This window comes from Paraoerskovia marina DSM 21750 (assembly GCF_000701465.1).
In the GTDB taxonomy this organism is placed as follows: domain Bacteria; phylum Actinomycetota; class Actinomycetes; order Actinomycetales; family Cellulomonadaceae; genus Paraoerskovia; species Paraoerskovia marina.
This window is the reverse complement of record NZ_JNIY01000003.1, coordinates 187,469-203,421: the sequence shown is the minus strand read 5'-3', so window position 1 is coordinate 203,421 and position 15,953 is coordinate 187,469. Positions and strand designations below refer to the sequence as shown.

Here is a 15,953-nt window from a genome sequence, read left to right as displayed (position 1 = left end):
CGGCGACGGGTGGCTGGCGGGGCCGGGGCGGGTGCGCACGCACGGTGCGCACCCGCCCTGGACGGGTCAGTCGCGGTCGGAACCGGCCCAGCTCGGGTCGGACTTCCCGGTCCAGCGCTTGCGCAGCAGGTGCGCGGCAGCCTTCGGGCGGCGGTCACGGGTGAACGCGCCCTTCTTGTTGCCGTCGACGCGGAAGACCATCTGCGACGTCTGGAAGTCGGCGAAGTTCCAGACCTGCTCGCCGACGACGGCGTCGATGGAGTCGAACACCCGGTGGTTCATGTCCAGGTAGGCGGACTGGAACTCCTCGGTCCACGGGTCCGCCGTGGTCGAGTGCAGGCCCGCGACGGTGTCGGCGCCGTACTCGGTGATGATGATCGGCTTGTCCAGCGACGCCCAGCCCTGGAGCTCGGCGCGCCAGTGCTCCTCCGCGACCTCGAGGTCGCCGGTGTCGACGTACCAGCCGTAGTAGCGGTTGAGCATGATGACGTCGGAGAACTCGGCGAGCTTGCAGGTGCCGAACGGCGACAGCATGACGTTGACGAACCCGACGGGGCGCGTGGTGTCGAGCTCCTTGGCGAGCGCGAAGAGCGGCTCGAAGTACTCGCGGGACGCGTCGGACGCCGACTCGGGCTCGTTCGCGATCGACCACAGCACGATCGACGGGTGGTTCTTGTCGCGGGCGATCAGCTCGCGGATCGCCTGGGCGTGCACCTCGCGGCTGTCGTCGTTGATCGTCTCGGGCGAGAAGGTCTCCATGGCGGGCATGCCCATCATGCCGCTCATCACGCCCATGTTCTGCCCGACGGCGGAGGTCTCGTCGATCACGACGATGCCCTGGCGGTCGGCGTAGTCATAGACCTCGTCGGCGTACGGGTAGTGCGACGTGCGGAAGGAGTTGGCCCCGATCCAGTCGAGCAGCTCGAAGTCGTGGACGAGCATCGCGTCGTCGTGCGCCTTGCCGCGGACCGCCTGGTCCTCGTGCTTGCCGAAGCCCGTGAAGTAGAACGGCTCGCCGTTGATGAGGAACTGGGTGCCGCGCACCTCGACGGTCCGGATGCCGACGGTCTGGAGGTACGAGTCGACGAGCGCGTCGCCGTCGACGACCTGCGCCTCGAGCTCGTAGAGGTATCCGTCGCCCGGCGCCCACAGGTGTGCGTCCTGGACGGTCAGCTCGCCGGAGGCGCCGTCGCCCGTGGCGACGACCTCGCCGTCGGCGTCGCGCAGGAGGACGCGGACGTCCTGGGAGCCGTCGCCGGAGACGACGACGTCGTAGGAGACCTTGCCGGTCCGCGCGCCCGCGGCCCCGTCGAAGTCCGTGACGACGGTGATGTCGCTGACGTATGTCGTCGGCGTCGCGTACAGGTACACCGGGCGGTGGATGCCCGCGTAGTTGAAGAAGTCGTGGAAGTAGGTCTGCTTGCGGCCGCGCGGCCCCTCCTGGACGACGCCCGGGGGCAGCGACTGGAAGTTCAGCTCGTTGTTCACCACCGCGGTGATGCGCACCTCGTCACCCGGTGTCACCAGGTCGGTCACGTCTGCCTCGAAGGGGGTGTACCCGCCCTCGTGGCGCATGACCTCGGTGTCGTTGATCCACACGACGGCGCGGTGCGTCGCCGAGTCGAAGCGCAGGACGATCCGCTCGCCGGCCCAGCCACGCGGAACGCGGGCGCTGGTCTGGTACCAGGCGTCACCGACGTGGTTCTTCACCTCGACGTCGGGGACGATGTCGTTGAACGACGCCGGCACGGGCATCGGGCGGGCGTCGGCGAGGGGGCCTGCGAACCAGCGGGCGTCGTGGCCTGCGCCGGTGCCGTCGAGGCGGAAGTCCCAGATCCCGGTCAGCGACCTGCGCTCGCGGGTGGCGGTGTCCTGAGGACGAAGCATCGTTGATCTCCTTCTCGTGGTGCGGTCGTCTGCGTCGACGTCCGGATCCCATTCACCCCCGCCGGGGCCCTCCACGACAAACGGTTGCCATCGGTTGCCACGTACCCGTGGGCGGGCCGTGCAGACCGCGAAGACGGGGCGTGCGCGCCGTGACCGACCTGTGCCCTGCACGCACGACGGCGGACGTACCGGGGAGGAGTGCCGGTACGTCCGCCGTCGGGTCCTGGTCGGCTCAGGCGGGTGTCGTGGCGCCACCCTCGGCCACGTCACCGCCGCCGTCCGGCTGGGCCGCGTCGGTGCGCGCGGCACGACGCTCCGCGATCTCGGCCACGATCCTCGCGTGGACCGCGTCCGTGAGCGGGTAGGCCATCATGATCAGCGCGGCGGCGAGGGCGAAGATCCCCGGGACGAGGGCCGCAGCGGCCCGGATGCCCCACTCCGCCGCCGCCGTCTGCACCTGCTCGCTGCCGACATAGCCGCCGATCGCGAGCGCGTACGCCGCCATCGCGCCGCCCACGGCCTGCCCGGCCTTCCGGGTGAAGGAGAACGCCCCGTAGGTGACGCCCTCGGTCCGCACGCCGGTCTTCCACTCGCCGTACTCGACCGTGTCGGCCTCCAGGGCCCAGATCAGCATGTTGATCAGGAGCAGGCCGGGCATCGAGACCAGCAGGGCGGCGAAGGCGACCCAGACGTTCGGTGCCACGAACGCGACGAAGCTCCCGCCAGCTGCCACGAACCCCGCGCCGATGTACGCGTTGCGCTTGCCCCAGCGGCGCACGATCTTGGGGACGAACGGGGCGATCGCGAAGATGCCGAAGAGCTGGGCTATCGAGAGCGGTGCCACGAGCTCCAGAGCGTCGAAGACGTCGCGCATCAGGTAGATCTGCGCCGTCGACTTGGCGAACATCCCCGTCAGGAGCAGGAACGAGCTCAGGCAGAGGAGCGCGAGCGCGCGGTTGCCCCGGAGCGTCTCGACGGTCTGCCGCATGGTCACGACCGTGACGTCGCGTGCGACGCGCTCCTTCGTGGTCAGGAACGTGAACATGTACAGCGCCCCGCCGACGACGACGAACGCGAGGGTCGCGTTGGTGAACACGGCCTGCATGTCGTTGTCCTTCGACAGCATCGGTGTCAGGACGGCGGCGAGCAGGGACCCGACGATCGCCGCGCCGAGGGTTCGGGCGCTCGCCAGCTTGGCGCGGTCGCTCGCGTCCTGCGTCATCGCCGAGGCGAGCGAGCCGTAGGGGATGTTGACGATCGTGTAGGCGATGCCGAGCAGCGTATACGTGAGGTAGGCGTACAGCAGGGTGCCGGTCTCTCCCAGCTCCGGGACGTTGAACGTCGCGACGGAGAGAAGCAGAAGCGGCAGCGCTCCGAAGAGGAGGTACGGGCGGAACTTGCCGAACCGGGTGTTCGTCCGGTCGACGATCCTGCCGGCGACCACGTCGGTGAACGCGTCGAAGATCCGGACGACGAGGAAGAGCGTCCCGGCCGCCGCTGCGCCGATCCCGACGACGTCGGTGTAGTACACGAGCAGGAACGAGGTGGCGAGCATGAAGGCGAGGTTGTTCGCCGCGTCCCCGGCGCCGTAGCCGAGGATGTTGACGGCGGTCAGACGTGGGAGGGCGGGAGACGTTCCTGCGGTGCGGGACGTGGCGTCGTCGACGGTGGTCACGAATGGCTCCTTTGCCAGGCGATCAGGGCGGTCACATCGGCGTGACCTGCGTCACCTTCACCTCGGTCCTTTGGTTCGGCCAACTTGTTGCCGTCAGTTGCCACGTCACGATTCAGATACGGGAAACGGCTTCGTCCTGCGGCAACAACCGGTTGCCGCTCGACGTCCAGTGGCGCAGCAGCACGTTCGGCGAGCACGTACTCTGACCGCATGAGCGACGAGCCGCGTCAGCCGACGATCTACGACGTCGCCCGCGCCGCCGGCGTCGCCCCCTCCACGGTCTCGCGCACGTTCTCCCGCCCGGGCCGGGTCAACGCCGACACCGCCGCACGGGTCCGCGCGGCCGCCGAGGAGCTCGGCTACCGCGCCAACGCGATCGCCCGCGCCCTGCACTCGGGGAAGACCCAGCTTCTCGCGATTGCCGTCGCAGACGTCACCAACCCGTTCTTCTTCGACGTGATCCGCGGCGCCGAGACTGCCGCGTCGGAGGAGGGCTACACGATGCTCGTCGCCGACGTCCAGGAGTCACCGGTCTCCGAACGCCGGGCGCTCGACCGGATCCTCCCCCTCGTCGACGGCCTGATCCTCGCCACGTCCCGACTCTCCGACTCCGCGATCCGCGTGGCCGCCAAGCAGCGCCCGACCGTCGTCCTCAACCGGGTGATGAGCGACGTCGCGAGCGTGGCTACCGACAACTCGGGCGGGACGCGGCATGCCGTCGAGCACCTCGCGAGCCTGGGGCACCGGCAGATCACGTACCTGGCGGGACCCGAGGCGTCCTGGGCGGACGGCATGCGCTGGCGGGCGCTGCGCGAGGCGTGCCACCGGCTCGAGATCACGGTGCGCCGGACCTCGCCGAGCGCCCCCACCCGCGAGGAGGGCCGGCGCGCGGCGGCCCGGTTCCTCGAGAACCCGACGACGGCGGTGATCGCCTACAACGACCTGCTCGCCATCGGGTTCGGCCAAGAGCTCGTGGAACGCGGCATCGAGATTCCCGGGGCGGTCAGCGTCGTCGGGTTCGACGACATCTTCGGGGCCGACTTCTGCAACCCGCCGCTGACGACGGTCGCGTCCCCGCTCCGGGCGCTGGGCGCGCACGCGGTCAGGACCCTGCTGAAGCAGGTCACCACGCACACGCCCCGACTGCCGCCGCCGGCCAAGCTTCCGATGAAGCTGGTCGTGCGCGGCTCGACGACGACGGCTCCGGCGCGGCCTACAGACCCAGTTCTTCCACCCGCCGCACCACCGAGGTGACGAGCGGGCCGTCGTCGAGAAGCGCCGGGTCGAGGATCGTGAGCAGGTCACGCACCGGGTTCTTGCCGGCGGCGGCGTCCCGGATCTCGTCGGCGCGCGCGTCCCGGCAGGCGACGCCTCCCCGCACGCAGCTCGCGACCCACGCGGCCCCCGCGGTCACGGCGCCGTGCGGCATGTTCCCGGCCGCCCGCTCGCGGCGCAGCGTCGGCAGCACGCGCACGGGCAGCTTCTGGCTGCCGTCCGTGCCGATCTGCGCGAGCCGGTGGTCGATCGCGGTGTTCGCGAACCGCTCCACGAGCGCGGCGCAGTACTCGTCGACCACCTCGGCAGCGACGTCCAGTCCCTGCCGGGCCTCGGACCACCAGGCGTCGACGGCGTCCCTCACCTGCGGGTCCGCGATCGCCTCCGCGACGTTGCCGTGACCGCGGAGCGAGCCCACGTACGCGATGGTCGAGTGGGCCCCGTTGAGCATCCACAGCTTGCGGGTCTCGTGCGGCGCGACGTCGTCGACGAAGAGCGCGCCCGCCGCCGCCCAGTCCGGCCGCCCGGCGGGGAACTCCCCCGCGAGCACCCACTCGCTGAACGGCTCGGTGACCACGGGAGCGACGTCCGCGACCCCGGTCCCCGCGAGCACGCCGTCGACGTCCGACTCCGTGGTCTCGGGCGTGATCCGGTCGACCATCGTCGAGACGAACGAGACCTCTGCCTCGATCCACGCGGCGAGCGGCGGGTCCACCGCGTCCGCGAGCCCCAGCAGCACCCCGCGCAGGACCGGGCCGTTCTCCGGCAGGTTGTCGCAGGGCACGACGGCGATCGGGCCGGCTCCGGCGTCGCGTCGGTGGGCCAGCCCCGCCACCAGGCGGCCCGGCGCGGTGGTGGGCCGCCCGTCCCCGGAGCGCAGTGCCATGAGGTCCGCGGCGACGTCGTCCCGCTCGGTGTCGATGCCGCCGTCGGCGCCACGGCAGTAGCCCGCTTCGGTGACGGTCGTGGTGACGACCCCGACGCCCGGGTCCGCGAAGTACGCGAGCCAGGCCTCGACGTCGGACGCCGCATGCGCCCTCGCGAGCGAGCCGACGACGTCGTAGGTGTTCCCCTCCGGACGCTGTGTGACCAGCGTGTAGAGACCGTCCTGCGTGGTCAGCCGCTCGGCGAGCGCGGCCGAGCGACCGCTGAAGGCCGCGATCGGCCACTCGGCCCCGTCCGGGGCGTTGTCCGTGTACCAGGCCTGGTGCGCGCGGAAGAAGCTGCCGAGGCCCAGGTGGACGTGCCGGACCGGGCCCACGGGACGGTTGCGCTCCAGGGCATGGCCCTGCGCCGTCGTGCTCACAGCCCGAACACCCGCCGCGGCAGGCCGGCGACCGTGTCGACGGCGATCTCGGTCGCCTCGTCGAGGTCGAGCCGGTGGTCGGCGACGAGCCCCGCGAGGTGCCCGGCGTCCAGGCGCCGGGACATGTCGTGCCGGGCCGGGATGGAGCAGAAGGCCCGGGTGTCGTCGATGAAGCCCGACGTGCGGGAGAAGCCCACGGTGTCGGTGATCGCGGAGCGCCAGCGGCGGATCGCGTCCGGCGCGTCGAGGAACCACCACGGCTGGCCGACGTACACGCTCGGGTAGTACCCGGCCAGCGGCGCCAGCTCGCGCGAGAAGCTCGTCTCGTCGAGCGTGAACAGCACCAGCGTGAGGTTCGGGTGGTTGCCGTAGCGCTCGAGCAGCGGTCGCAGCGGGTCCGTGTAGTCCACGCGGACCGGGATGTCATGGCCCTGGTCGGCACCGAACCGCTCGAACGTCGGGCGGTCGTGGTTGCGGCGCGAGGCCGGGTGCACGGTCATGGTCAGCCCGTCCTCGGTGGCCATCCTGGCCATCTCCGTGAACATGTGCCGGCGCAGCGCCACGCCCTGCGCGGCGTCGACGGTGCCCGCCCGTGCCGCGGCGTAGATCCGCTCGGCGTCGGCGGGGTCGAGGACGTCGCTGCCGACGTCGATGTGCGAGTGATCGGTCGAGACACCACCGTGCGCGGCGAAGTGGGCGCGACGGTTCTCCATCGCGGCCACCCATCCGGCGTACGTGTCGGTCGAGCACCCTGAGGCGTCGGCGAGCGCGTCGGCCGCGGCCCGCCACCCCGGTGCGGCGACCTCGAGGTGCCGGTCGGGGCGGAACGTCGGCAGCACCCGGCCGCGGAACGACTCGTCGGCGGCAATCTTCGCGTGCGCGGCGAGGTCGTCCACCGGGTCGTCGGTGGTGGCGAGCACCTCGATGCCGAACCGGTCGAACAGTGCGCGCGGCCGGAACTGCGGCTGCGCGAGGCGGGCCGCCACCCGGTCGTAGACGTCGTCGGCGGTGTCGGCCGAGGGCTGGACATCGACGTCGAAGATCTCGGCGAGCTCCTGCTCGAGCCAGTAGCGCACCGGGGTGCCGGCGAAGACCTGCCAGTGCGAGCACAGGTGCCGCCACGCGACCCTCGCTGCGGACTCGTCCAGAGCCCCCTGCCCGACGCCCAGCTCCTCGAGCGGCACGCCCGAGGCGTGCAGCAGGCGCGTCACGTAGTGGTCGGGCGTGATCAGCAGCGCCGTCGGGTCGCCGAACGGCTCGTCGTCCAGCAGCATCCGCGGATGCACGTGGCCGTGCGGGGAGATGATCGGGAGCTCGCGGACGGCCTCGTAGATCGTGCGCGCGACGGCGCGGACCTGGGGGTCCGGCGGGAGCAGGCGATCCGGGTGCGGGGCGAGGGTTCGTGTCGGCGATGACATGTTCATGAGCATGCGCGGAGGCCCGGCACAGATGCAATCGGTTGCCGGGAGTTGCCACTCGCCCTGCCAGTCGAGCCCGTCGAGACCGCGGGTCGAGCCCGTCGAGACCGCGGGTCGAGCCCGTCGAGACCGCGGGTCGAGCCCGTCGAGACGCGGTTTCGACAAGCTCAACCACCGAAACCACCGCGGGTCAAGCCTGACGAGAGGTGGTTTCGACAGGCTCAACCACCGAAACCACCGCGGGTCAAGCCTGACGAGAGGTGGTTTCGACAGGCTCAACCACCGCGGGTCGAGCCCGTCGAGACCGCGGGTCAGCCGATCGTCGCGGTGACCGCCACGTCGACGTTGCCGCGCGTGGCGTTCGAGTACGGGCAGACCTCGTGGGCTGCCGCGACGAGCGCGTCGGCCTGCTCCTGGTCGACGCCGCCCATCTCGACGTCGAGGGCGACCGCGAGCTGGAAGCCGCCGCCGTCGACGGGATGCAAGGACACGTCCGCCGTGACGGCCGAGTCCTCGACCGCGACGCCGTCGCGGCGGGCGACGAGCTTGAGCGCGGAGTGGAAGCAGGCCGCGTACCCGGCGGCGAAGAGCTGCTCGGGGTTGGTGGCGCCGCCGGCGCCACCCATCTCGGTGGGGACGGCGAGGTCGACGTCGAGGACGCCGTCGCTCGAGCGAGTTCGCCCGTCGCGGCCCTCGCCGGTGGCGGTGGCGGTGGCGGTGTAGATCGCAGGCATGATGCTCCCCTTTTGGTAGAGTTACTAGTTCGTCTACTTAAGCACGCGTGGATCACCCGCGCAAGAGGACATCGACCGTGGCACGGTAGGAGGCACCATGACGACCGCAACGCCCGTGAGCAACCGCCCGGCCTCCCCCGTGCGTGAGCGCATCCTCGAGGCCGCGACCGAGCAGTTCTACCGCGAGGGCATCCGCGCCGTGAGCGCGGACAAGATCATCGCCGCGGCCGAGATCTCGAAGGTCACGTTCTACCGGCACTTCCGCACCAAGGACGATCTCGTCGTCGCCTACCTCGAGGCGAGCGCGGCCCGCGAACGCCACCTCATCACCGAGGCACGCACCGAGAACGCGGGCCGACCGCTCGACACCCTCCGGTTCCTGGCGACGGTCGCGGGCGAGGTCGCCTGCCGTCCCGGGTTCCGTGGCTGCGCGTTCGTCAACGCGGGCGCCGAGTACCCCGACGTCGACCATCCTGTGCGCGACACCATCGCCACGCACCGCCGGTGGTACCTGGCGACGTTCCGCGAGCTCGCCGAGGAGGCGGGTGCCGGTGAGCCGGCAGAGGTCGCAGAGGAGCTGATGATGCTGCGCGACGGCGCGATGGTCGCCGGGCACGTCGGCGACGCGACCCTTCTCGCGGACCGTCTGACCTCCGTCGGACGCGCCGTGCTCCTCGCGCACACGCGCCCACGGCCGACGCACGCGATACTTGATCCATGACGGCCCCGGGTGCTATGCCCCATCTCCCCCCGCACGTTCGCGCGCGGGCTGCTTCTGGATCCCTCCCCCGCCAGGGGTGCCGGCGATGAGGCTGATGGGCGCCGGAGCTCCGGAGGGCGTCACCCGGACGGTCAAGGACGACATCCTGACGTGGGCCAACCTCGTCACGCTGATCCGTCTGATGGGGCTGCCGCTCTTCGCCTGGCTGGCGATCGGACCGGGCGAGACGGCGGCCGCGCTCTGGGTCCTCGTCGCGATCGCGGCGACCGACTGGGTGGACGGTTATCTCGCCCGCCGCCTGGACCAGGTGAGCGTGATCGGGACGGCGATGGACCCCGTGGCCGACCGACTGATGATCTTCACGGTCGCGCTCGTCCTGGCGATCAACGGGATCGCCCCGTGGTGGGTGCTCGTCGGGATCGTCGTCCCCGACCTGATCCTCGGCACGTTCGCGCTGGTGAAGTTCCACGGCAATCCGCGCATCGCGGCCACGCGACTCGGCAAGATCCGGACCGCCCTGCTCATGATCGGCCTGCCCGTGATGATGCTGACGCGGGCCTTCGACGCGATCGGCTCGTGGGTCGACACCGTCGCGCTCGTCATCGTCGTGGTGGGACTGATCGGCCACTGGGTGGTCGGTTCCCACTACCTGCGCGTCATGATCCGGATGCCGGCCCCGTCGCCGGCACCCGGACCTACCGCGCCGTAGCTACTCCGAAGCCCGCTCGACCCGCTCGCCGACCGTGTGCAGGACGACGACCTCGGGCGACCACGGGATCAGCTCGTCCACCGTGTCCTGGAGATCGTCGACGTCGGGCAGCGCACCCGGGCTCCGCACCTCCACCATCAGGTCGCGCGACTGCCACGAGACGTTCTCGACAGTCGCACCCGGGGTGTCGGCGACCCACTCCTCCGTCGCGGTCCGCACCTGCCCGGCCCAGACAGAGGCGAGCGTGGCGGTCACCGTGTTCCCGACCATCGGGATCGCGACGATGACGAAGGCCACCGCGATGACCGTGAACGCGCGGCGACGACGCGGGCGCTCGACCTCGAGCTCGCGGCGCACCTGCACGGCCTCGCGCCCGTAGCCGGCGATGAAGAACACCACGGTGGAGGCGATCACGAGCGCGACGACGTTGGAGCCGAAGAGCAGCAGGGCGCCGGCCGCCAGCGACGGCTCCCCCGCGCCGAGGCACACGCCCACGACCCCGAGCGGCGGCACGAGCGAGATCGCGATCGCGATCCCGGGGAGCACGTCCCCCAGGTCCTTGCGCGCCAGCGCGATCGACCCGGCGAAGCCCGTCGCGAAGGCGGCGATCAGGTCCATCACGCCCGGCGACGTCCGACCCGTGACCTGGGAGTTCTGCAGAACGCTCGCCGTGTTGGGGAGGATCAGCGCGGTCACGGTCCCGAGTGCGACCACCAGCAGAAGGCCGACGACGACGTAGGACAGCGACCGCCCGACCAGCCGCGGACGCGCGGTGACGATGCCGACACCGATGCCGAGGATGGGCGTCGAGAGCGGCGCGATGATCATGGCGCCGATGACGGTGGCCGTCGAGTCCGTGACGATGCCGGCCGTCGCGATCACGCCCGACAGGATCAGCATCGCCCAGAACGCCGAGCGCTTGGCACGGACGTCGCCGGAGTCGAGGTCGAGCCGGTCGCTCAGCTCCGCCAGGCCGCGTCGCTGCTCGGGCGGGACGAGGGACCCGAGCCGGTACCCCGGCTTCTTCTTCGGGTCGTACGGGGTGGCGGGGGCGCTGGTGGCAGCGGTCATCGTGCGGTCCTTCGGCGGGTAGTACGGGCCGCGCTCGTGGCGCAGGCTCGGCCGGGTGGCGGGAGGCGCACTGCTCGGCAGCGTAAGTATGCACGGCAGACTTGCATCGTGACGCGCGAATGCGTCGAATTGATCCATGGACCCCTGGTGGAGCTTGGCCCTCGTTCTTCTCTTCGTGCTGATCGGCGGGGTGTTCTCCGGCACGGAGATCGCCCTGGTCTCCCTGCGGGAGAGCCAGGTGCGGGCGATCGAGCAGACCGGCTCCCGCGGGCGACGCGTGGCGTCGGTCGCCCGGAACCCCAACCGGTTCCTCGCGGCTGTCCAGATCGGCGTGACGGTCGCCGGCTTCTTCTCGGCGGCCTACGGCGCCTCGGCGCTCGCCCCGACCGTCGCCCCGTGGTTCGAGTCGCTCGGGCTGTCCGCGTCCGCCGCGGACACGACGGCGCTGATCGTCCTGACCCTCGTCGTCGCCTACCTGTCGCTCGTCTTCGGCGAGCTAGTGCCCAAGCGCATCGCGCTGCAGCGCTCGGCCAAGGTCTCGCTCGTCGTCGCCCCGCCGCTCGACCGGTTCGCAACCCTCATGACGCCGGTCATCTGGCTGCTCTCCCGCTCGACCGACGCCGTCGTGAAGCTCCTCGGCGGCGACCCGCAGGCCACGGAGGAGCGCATGACCTCCGAGGAGGTGCGCGACGTCGTCATGGCCCACGAGGGTCTGCCGGCCGACGAGCGGCGCATCCTCGGCGACGTGTTCGAGGCCCGGGACCGCAGCGTCACCGAGGTGATGCGCCCGCGCGGCGAGGTGGAGTTCGTCTCCGGCGACCTGACCCTGACCGAGGCGGTCGAGGCCGTACGCGGGCAGTCGTTCTCGCGGTACCCGGTCACGGGCGAGGACTTCGACGACATCCTCGGGTTCCTGCACGTCCGCGACCTGCTCGAGGCCGTCGGCGAGGGCACGCTCGACGGCGGCGCCCGTGTCCGCGACATCGCCCGCGAGATCGTGTTCGTGCCCGGCACCAACGGCGTCCTGCCGTCGATGTCGGAGCTGCGCCGCGCCCGCGTGCACATCGCCGTCGTGGTCGACGAGTACGGAGGCACCGACGGCATCGTCACCCTCGAGGACCTGGTCGAGGAGCTCGTCGGCGAGATCGAGGACGAGTACGACGCCGACGACGTCGCCCCCGCCCGTGCGGGTGTCGGCGAGTTCGTGGTGGACGCCCGCCTGACGATCGAGGAGTGCGCGGAGCGCTCCGGCCTGGTGCTGCCCGACGGACCCTACGAGACAGTCGCCGGGTACGTCGTCGCACGGCTGGGCCACCTGGGCGCCGAGGGCGACTTCGTCGAGGGGCCCGAGGGCGAGCGCATCGTCGTCAGCGGCGTCAACGGACGCCGGGTCACCGAGGTCACCGTCATCCGCTGACCTGCCGCGCTCACTCCAGGGCGCCCGGTCGGGTCAGTCGTCCGCGAGCCGGGTCGGCACGTCGATCTGGTTGTGCAGCGTGCGGTGCACGGGGCAGCGGTCAGCGATCTGCAGCAGCTTGGTGCGCTGCGCGTCGTCGAGATCGCCGGTCAGGTGGACGACGCGCTCGATGCGGTCGACCTGGCCCGACTGGTCCTCGCAGGCCGCGCAGTCGTCGGCGTGGACGCGCGAGTGCTGGAGCTCCACGCGGACGGACTCGAGCGGCCAGCCCTTGCGCCGGGCGAACTCCTGGAGCGTCATCGACGTGCACGTCCCGAGGGCCGTCAGGAGGAAGTCGTACGGGTTCGGACCCGTGTCGAGCCCGACGTCGCGGGGCTCGTCGGCCACGAACCGGTGGGACCCGGCGTGGACGACCTGGCCGAACCGGCCGGCGCCGGTCTCGACGACGACCGCGCCGTCCGGGTGCTCGGGCACCTTCTCCTGCGGCGTGCCCTGCGTCTGCGCCTTGAGCTCCGGGACGTGCCGCGAGGCCCACGCCCCGATCAGGTCGGCGGCGAACTGCGAGTCCCGCCGGTTCTGCAGCAGGTGGTCGGCGCCGTCGAGCGCGACGAACGACTTGGGGTGCCGGGCCGCGTCGTAGATCGTGCGGGCGTTCTCGACCCCGACCGTCTGGTCGACGGGCGAGTGCAGGATCAGCAGCGCCGCGTCGAGCGCCGCGATCCGCTCCGTCTGCTTCTGCTCCGCCAGGTCCTCGAGGAACTCCTTGCGGACGCAGAACTCGCGCCCCACCAGCGTCACGCGGGCCGAGCCGTCCTCCTCGATCCGGGGGACGTCGTCCGCGAAGAGCGCCGTCACGTGGCTCGGGTCGGCAGGAGCGCCGATCGTGGCGACCGCGTCGACGTCCGGCAGGCGGGAGGCGGCCGCGAGCACGGCTGCACCGCCGAGCGAGTGCCCGATCAGCAACGACGGCCGCGCCAACGACTCGCCGAGGTGCTCGGCCGCGGCGACGACGTCGTCGACGTTCGAGCTGAAGTCCGTGCTGGCGAAGTCCCCGTCCGACCCGCCGAGGCCCGTGAAGTCGAACCGCAGCACCGCGATTCCCTCGTCCGTCAGCGCCCGCGAGACCCGCGATGCCGCGGCGGACTCCTTGCTGCACGTGAAGCAGTGTGCGAAGAGGGCGGTCGCACGCGGCTCGCCGACCGGCATCTCGAGCCGACCGGCCAGCTCGGTGCCGTGCGCGCCAGGGAATGTCAGGGGAACCGTTGCCATCGTCCGACCCTACGTTCCGGGCAACAAGGGTGCTGCTCAGGAGCCGGATCCGCAGCGCCGGCGTCGACCCTGGCGCTACGAGGTCGATCGCGGGAGCTCGGCGTCGAGGATCTGTCGCTCGCGTGCCGGGTCGAGGCCGACGCCGGACGGGATGCCCCAGCCGTCAGGCCCGGTCCGCATCATCCAGTCCCACGTCTCCGCCACCGTTGACTCGATCGGGCGCAGCGTCATGCCCTCGTCGAGGGCGGTCGAGACGTCGGAGCGGTGCAGCGCGTCGTGGTCGGTGCCCGGTGGGAGCCAGATCGGCAGCTCGGTCCAGGGGGCGACGCCGGCGCGAAGAATCGGCTCGGGGTCGACCCAGTCGAGCCGTGCGGCCGGGTTGCCGGCCTTGTGCCGCTGCTCGGCGGTCACCGAGATCGTCGCCTGGAGGAGTCGTTCCGTCGTCACCGGCCCGGACGGCCCGACGACGTCGACCACGCCGGGCCTGTCACGCTCGGCCTGGTCGAGGGCGAACCGTGCGAGGTCCCGGGCGTCGACGTGCTGGATCGGCGAGTCGGCGGGGCCGGGCGAGAGGATCCGGCCGCCGCGCACGGCACGCGCGAGCCACCAGAGCAGGCGCCCCATGTTCTCGTCGGGACCGAGGACGAGCCCGGGCCGGAGCACGCTCGCCCGCTCGCCGAACTCGGCGGCGACGGCGAGCTCGGCACCGCGCTTGCGCTGGGCGAAGGAGACCTCCTCCCCGGCCTGCGGGTCCGCGTCGACGACGGCATGGTCCTCGCGCGCTCCTGCGGGCGGGTGGTCGTACACCGAGCGGCTCGAGATGTAGAGGTACCGGCCCGTCCGCCCGCTCAAGGCGCGCGCCGAGGCGTGCACCACGCGCGGGGCGTGCTCCCAGGTGTCGACGACGACGTCCCAGGACCCGGCGTCGTCGAGCACGCCGAGACCGTCGGCCCGGGTGCGGTCGCCCGCGAGGTGCGTGACGCCGTCGGGAAGCGGCTGGGTCCCCCGGTTGAGGACGGACACGTCCCAGCCCCGCGCGACGGCGTCCGCCGCGATCGCGCGGCCCACGTACCGGGTTCCGCCGAGCACCAACAACCTCATGGGGCCAGTCTCACCCGGCGGCGCGGTTCTGTGGGGTAGGACGTGGCCGAATGCGCGGGTCAGGCGTGCCGGCCCTCCTCGTGGTGGGCGTGGCTGGGCGGTTCGAGCTGGAACGTCGTGTGCTCGACGGCGATCGCGAACCGCGCGGACGCGCACGTCTGCAGCTGGTCGAGGATCTGCGGGGCGTGCCCGTCCCGGAAGCACCCCTCCTCGACCACCACGTGGGCGGAGAGCACGGGGAGGCCGGACGCGATCAACGAGGCATGGACGTCGTGCACCGACTCGACGTGCTCGACCTCGGTCAGCACCTCGCGGACCTGGTCGAGGTCGAGCCCGCGGGGGGTCGACTCGAGCAGCACCCCGGCGCTCTCCCCCAGGATCTTGAGTGCGCGGGGAAGGATCAGTGCCCCGATCAGCAAGCCGGCGACGGCGTCGGCCTGCTGCCAGCCGGTCGTCGAGATGATGATCGCCGCGGCGATCACACCGACCGACCCGAGCGCGTCGTTGAGCACCTCGAGGAACGCCGCGCGCAGGTTCAGGTTGGCGTCGCGTCCGGAGGAGAGCACGAGGAGCGAGGCGATGTTGCCCACCAGGCCGACGACGCCGAAGACGAGCAGCTCGGCGGACGGCACCTCTGGCGGGGTGAAGAGCCGCTGGACGCCCTCGACGAGCACGTAGAGCCCGACCACGAGCAGCAGCGCCGACTGGGCGAGCGCTGCGAGCACCTCGGCACGACGGAAGCCCCAGGTGCGCCGGTTCGACGGCGGGCGCAGTGTCAGGTTGGCGGCGACCAGCGCGAGCAGCAGACCGCCGGCGTCGGTGAGCATGTGGGCGGTGTCGACGAGGAGCGCGAGCGACCCGGTGAGGACCGCCCCGACGGCCTGCGCGACGAACAGGGTCGCGGTGATGCCGAACGCGATCGCCAGGCGGCGGCGATGGTCGGGCGTCGCATCCGCCGCGTGGCCGTGCGAGTGTCCGGCACTCATGGCGCGCTCTGCGGCTCGGGCACGGAGGGGCAGCGCGCGACGGCGGCCCCCGTCGTGGCGAGGGCATCTTCTGCCGCGGCGAGCAGCCCCCGCAGCCCCGCAGGGTCGGCGAGCCGGTAGAGCGACGCCCGGCCCTCGGCCCGCACGACGACGAGCCCGCACTCGCGCAGGCAGCTCAGGTGGGCGCTCACGGTCGACTGGGCGAGACCGAGGTGGTCGGTCAGGTCGCGGACCCTGTGCTCGCCCGTGAAGAGGTGGCGCATGATCGTCAGCCGAGCGGGCTCGCCGAGCGCGCGGAACAGCGCGGCGACAGTACCGGGCTCGGCATCGGCGACGACCGCCGCATTCATCGTCATCCAACGATGATAGCGCCGACGGACGGAC

The 15,953-nt window shown here is 71.7% G+C and carries 14 protein-coding genes; 4 read left to right on the top strand and 10 right to left on the bottom strand.

The features are described from left to right. Positions 1-66: 66 nt before the first annotated feature. Both uidA and uidB read right to left on the bottom strand, forming a co-directional pair. A complete protein-coding gene (gene uidA / locus Q343_RS0101060) occupies positions 67-1,887 on the bottom strand; it encodes a beta-glucuronidase (RefSeq protein ID WP_029251740.1) in 1,821 nt (606 codons plus the stop codon). A gap of 232 nt (positions 1,888-2,119) precedes the next feature. Continuing rightward, the gene (uidB, locus tag Q343_RS0101055) at positions 2,120-3,562 is read right to left on the bottom strand and encodes a glucuronide transporter (RefSeq protein ID WP_081829534.1); all 1,443 of its coding nucleotides are present in this window, start codon (positions 3,560-3,562) and stop codon (positions 2,120-2,122) included. A 210-nt stretch (positions 3,563-3,772) separates the two neighbouring features. Here uidB and Q343_RS0101045 point away from each other — a divergent pair, with 210 nt between their 5' ends. Next, entirely contained in the window at positions 3,773-4,816 is a 1,044-nt protein-coding gene (locus Q343_RS0101045; protein ID WP_052366736.1) for a LacI family DNA-binding transcriptional regulator, read from the top strand. Here the strand turns inward: Q343_RS0101045 and Q343_RS0101040 are convergent. From Q343_RS0101040 to Q343_RS0101030, 3 genes are all read right to left on the bottom strand, one after another. Beyond that, the gene (locus Q343_RS0101040) at positions 4,776-6,143 is read right to left on the bottom strand and encodes a mannitol dehydrogenase family protein (RefSeq protein ID WP_052366735.1); all 1,368 of its coding nucleotides are present in this window, start codon (positions 6,141-6,143) and stop codon (positions 4,776-4,778) included. The two genes, Q343_RS0101045 and Q343_RS0101040, sit on opposite strands and share 41 nt — an antisense overlap. Then, complete coding sequence (gene uxaC / locus Q343_RS0101035) at positions 6,140-7,561, bottom strand: glucuronate isomerase (protein WP_029251735.1); 1,422 nt, start codon at positions 7,559-7,561, stop codon at positions 6,140-6,142. The genes Q343_RS0101040 and uxaC overlap by 4 nt, the downstream gene beginning before the upstream one ends. A 311-nt stretch (positions 7,562-7,872) precedes the next feature. Continuing rightward, entirely contained in the window at positions 7,873-8,295 is a 423-nt protein-coding gene (locus Q343_RS0101030) for an organic hydroperoxide resistance protein (protein ID WP_029251734.1), read from the bottom strand. Positions 8,296-8,392: 97 nt separating this feature from the next. Between Q343_RS0101030 and Q343_RS0101025 the strand changes: the two genes are divergently transcribed. Then, positions 8,393-9,016: a TetR/AcrR family transcriptional regulator gene (locus tag Q343_RS0101025; RefSeq protein WP_052366734.1), complete on the top strand. Its 624-nt coding sequence runs from the start codon at positions 8,393-8,395 to the stop codon at positions 9,014-9,016. An 85-nt stretch (positions 9,017-9,101) separates the two neighbouring features. Then, a complete protein-coding gene (locus Q343_RS0101020) occupies positions 9,102-9,725 on the top strand; it encodes a CDP-alcohol phosphatidyltransferase family protein (RefSeq protein WP_081829533.1) in 624 nt (207 codons plus the stop codon). Here Q343_RS0101020 and Q343_RS0101015 read toward each other — a convergent pair whose 3' ends face one another. Further along, positions 9,726-10,796: a TIGR00341 family protein gene (locus tag Q343_RS0101015; RefSeq protein WP_081829532.1), complete on the bottom strand. Its 1,071-nt coding sequence runs from the start codon at positions 10,794-10,796 to the stop codon at positions 9,726-9,728. 136 nt (positions 10,797-10,932) lie between these two features. Here Q343_RS0101015 and Q343_RS0101010 point away from each other — a divergent pair, with 136 nt between their 5' ends. Continuing rightward, entirely contained in the window at positions 10,933-12,213 is a 1,281-nt protein-coding gene (locus Q343_RS0101010) for a hemolysin family protein (RefSeq protein ID WP_029251730.1), read from the top strand. Positions 12,214-12,246: 33 nt separating this feature from the next. Here the strand turns inward: Q343_RS0101010 and Q343_RS0101005 are convergent, their stop codons facing one another. The 4 genes from Q343_RS0101005 to Q343_RS0100990 all read right to left on the bottom strand — a co-directional run bounded on the left by Q343_RS0101005 (position 12,247) and on the right by Q343_RS0100990 (position 15,925). Continuing rightward, positions 12,247-13,482 carry a bifunctional alpha/beta hydrolase/OsmC family protein gene (locus Q343_RS0101005; RefSeq protein ID WP_029251729.1) on the bottom strand — a complete coding sequence of 412 codons (1,236 nt, stop codon included), beginning with the start codon at positions 13,480-13,482 and terminating at the stop codon, positions 12,247-12,249. A 75-nt stretch (positions 13,483-13,557) separates the two neighbouring features. Continuing rightward, positions 13,558-14,583 (bottom strand): NAD-dependent epimerase/dehydratase family protein, encoded by a 1,026-nt coding sequence (locus tag Q343_RS0101000; protein WP_029251728.1) that lies wholly within the window; start codon positions 14,581-14,583, stop codon positions 13,558-13,560. A 59-nt stretch (positions 14,584-14,642) separates the two neighbouring features. Further along, complete coding sequence (locus Q343_RS0100995; protein WP_029251727.1) at positions 14,643-15,569, bottom strand: cation diffusion facilitator family transporter; 927 nt, start codon at positions 15,567-15,569, stop codon at positions 14,643-14,645. Continuing rightward, a complete protein-coding gene (locus tag Q343_RS0100990; RefSeq protein ID WP_043109100.1) occupies positions 15,566-15,925 on the bottom strand; it encodes an ArsR/SmtB family transcription factor in 360 nt (119 codons plus the stop codon). Before Q343_RS0100990 ends, Q343_RS0100995 begins: the two co-directional genes overlap by 4 nt. Positions 15,926-15,953: the final 28 nt, after the last annotated feature.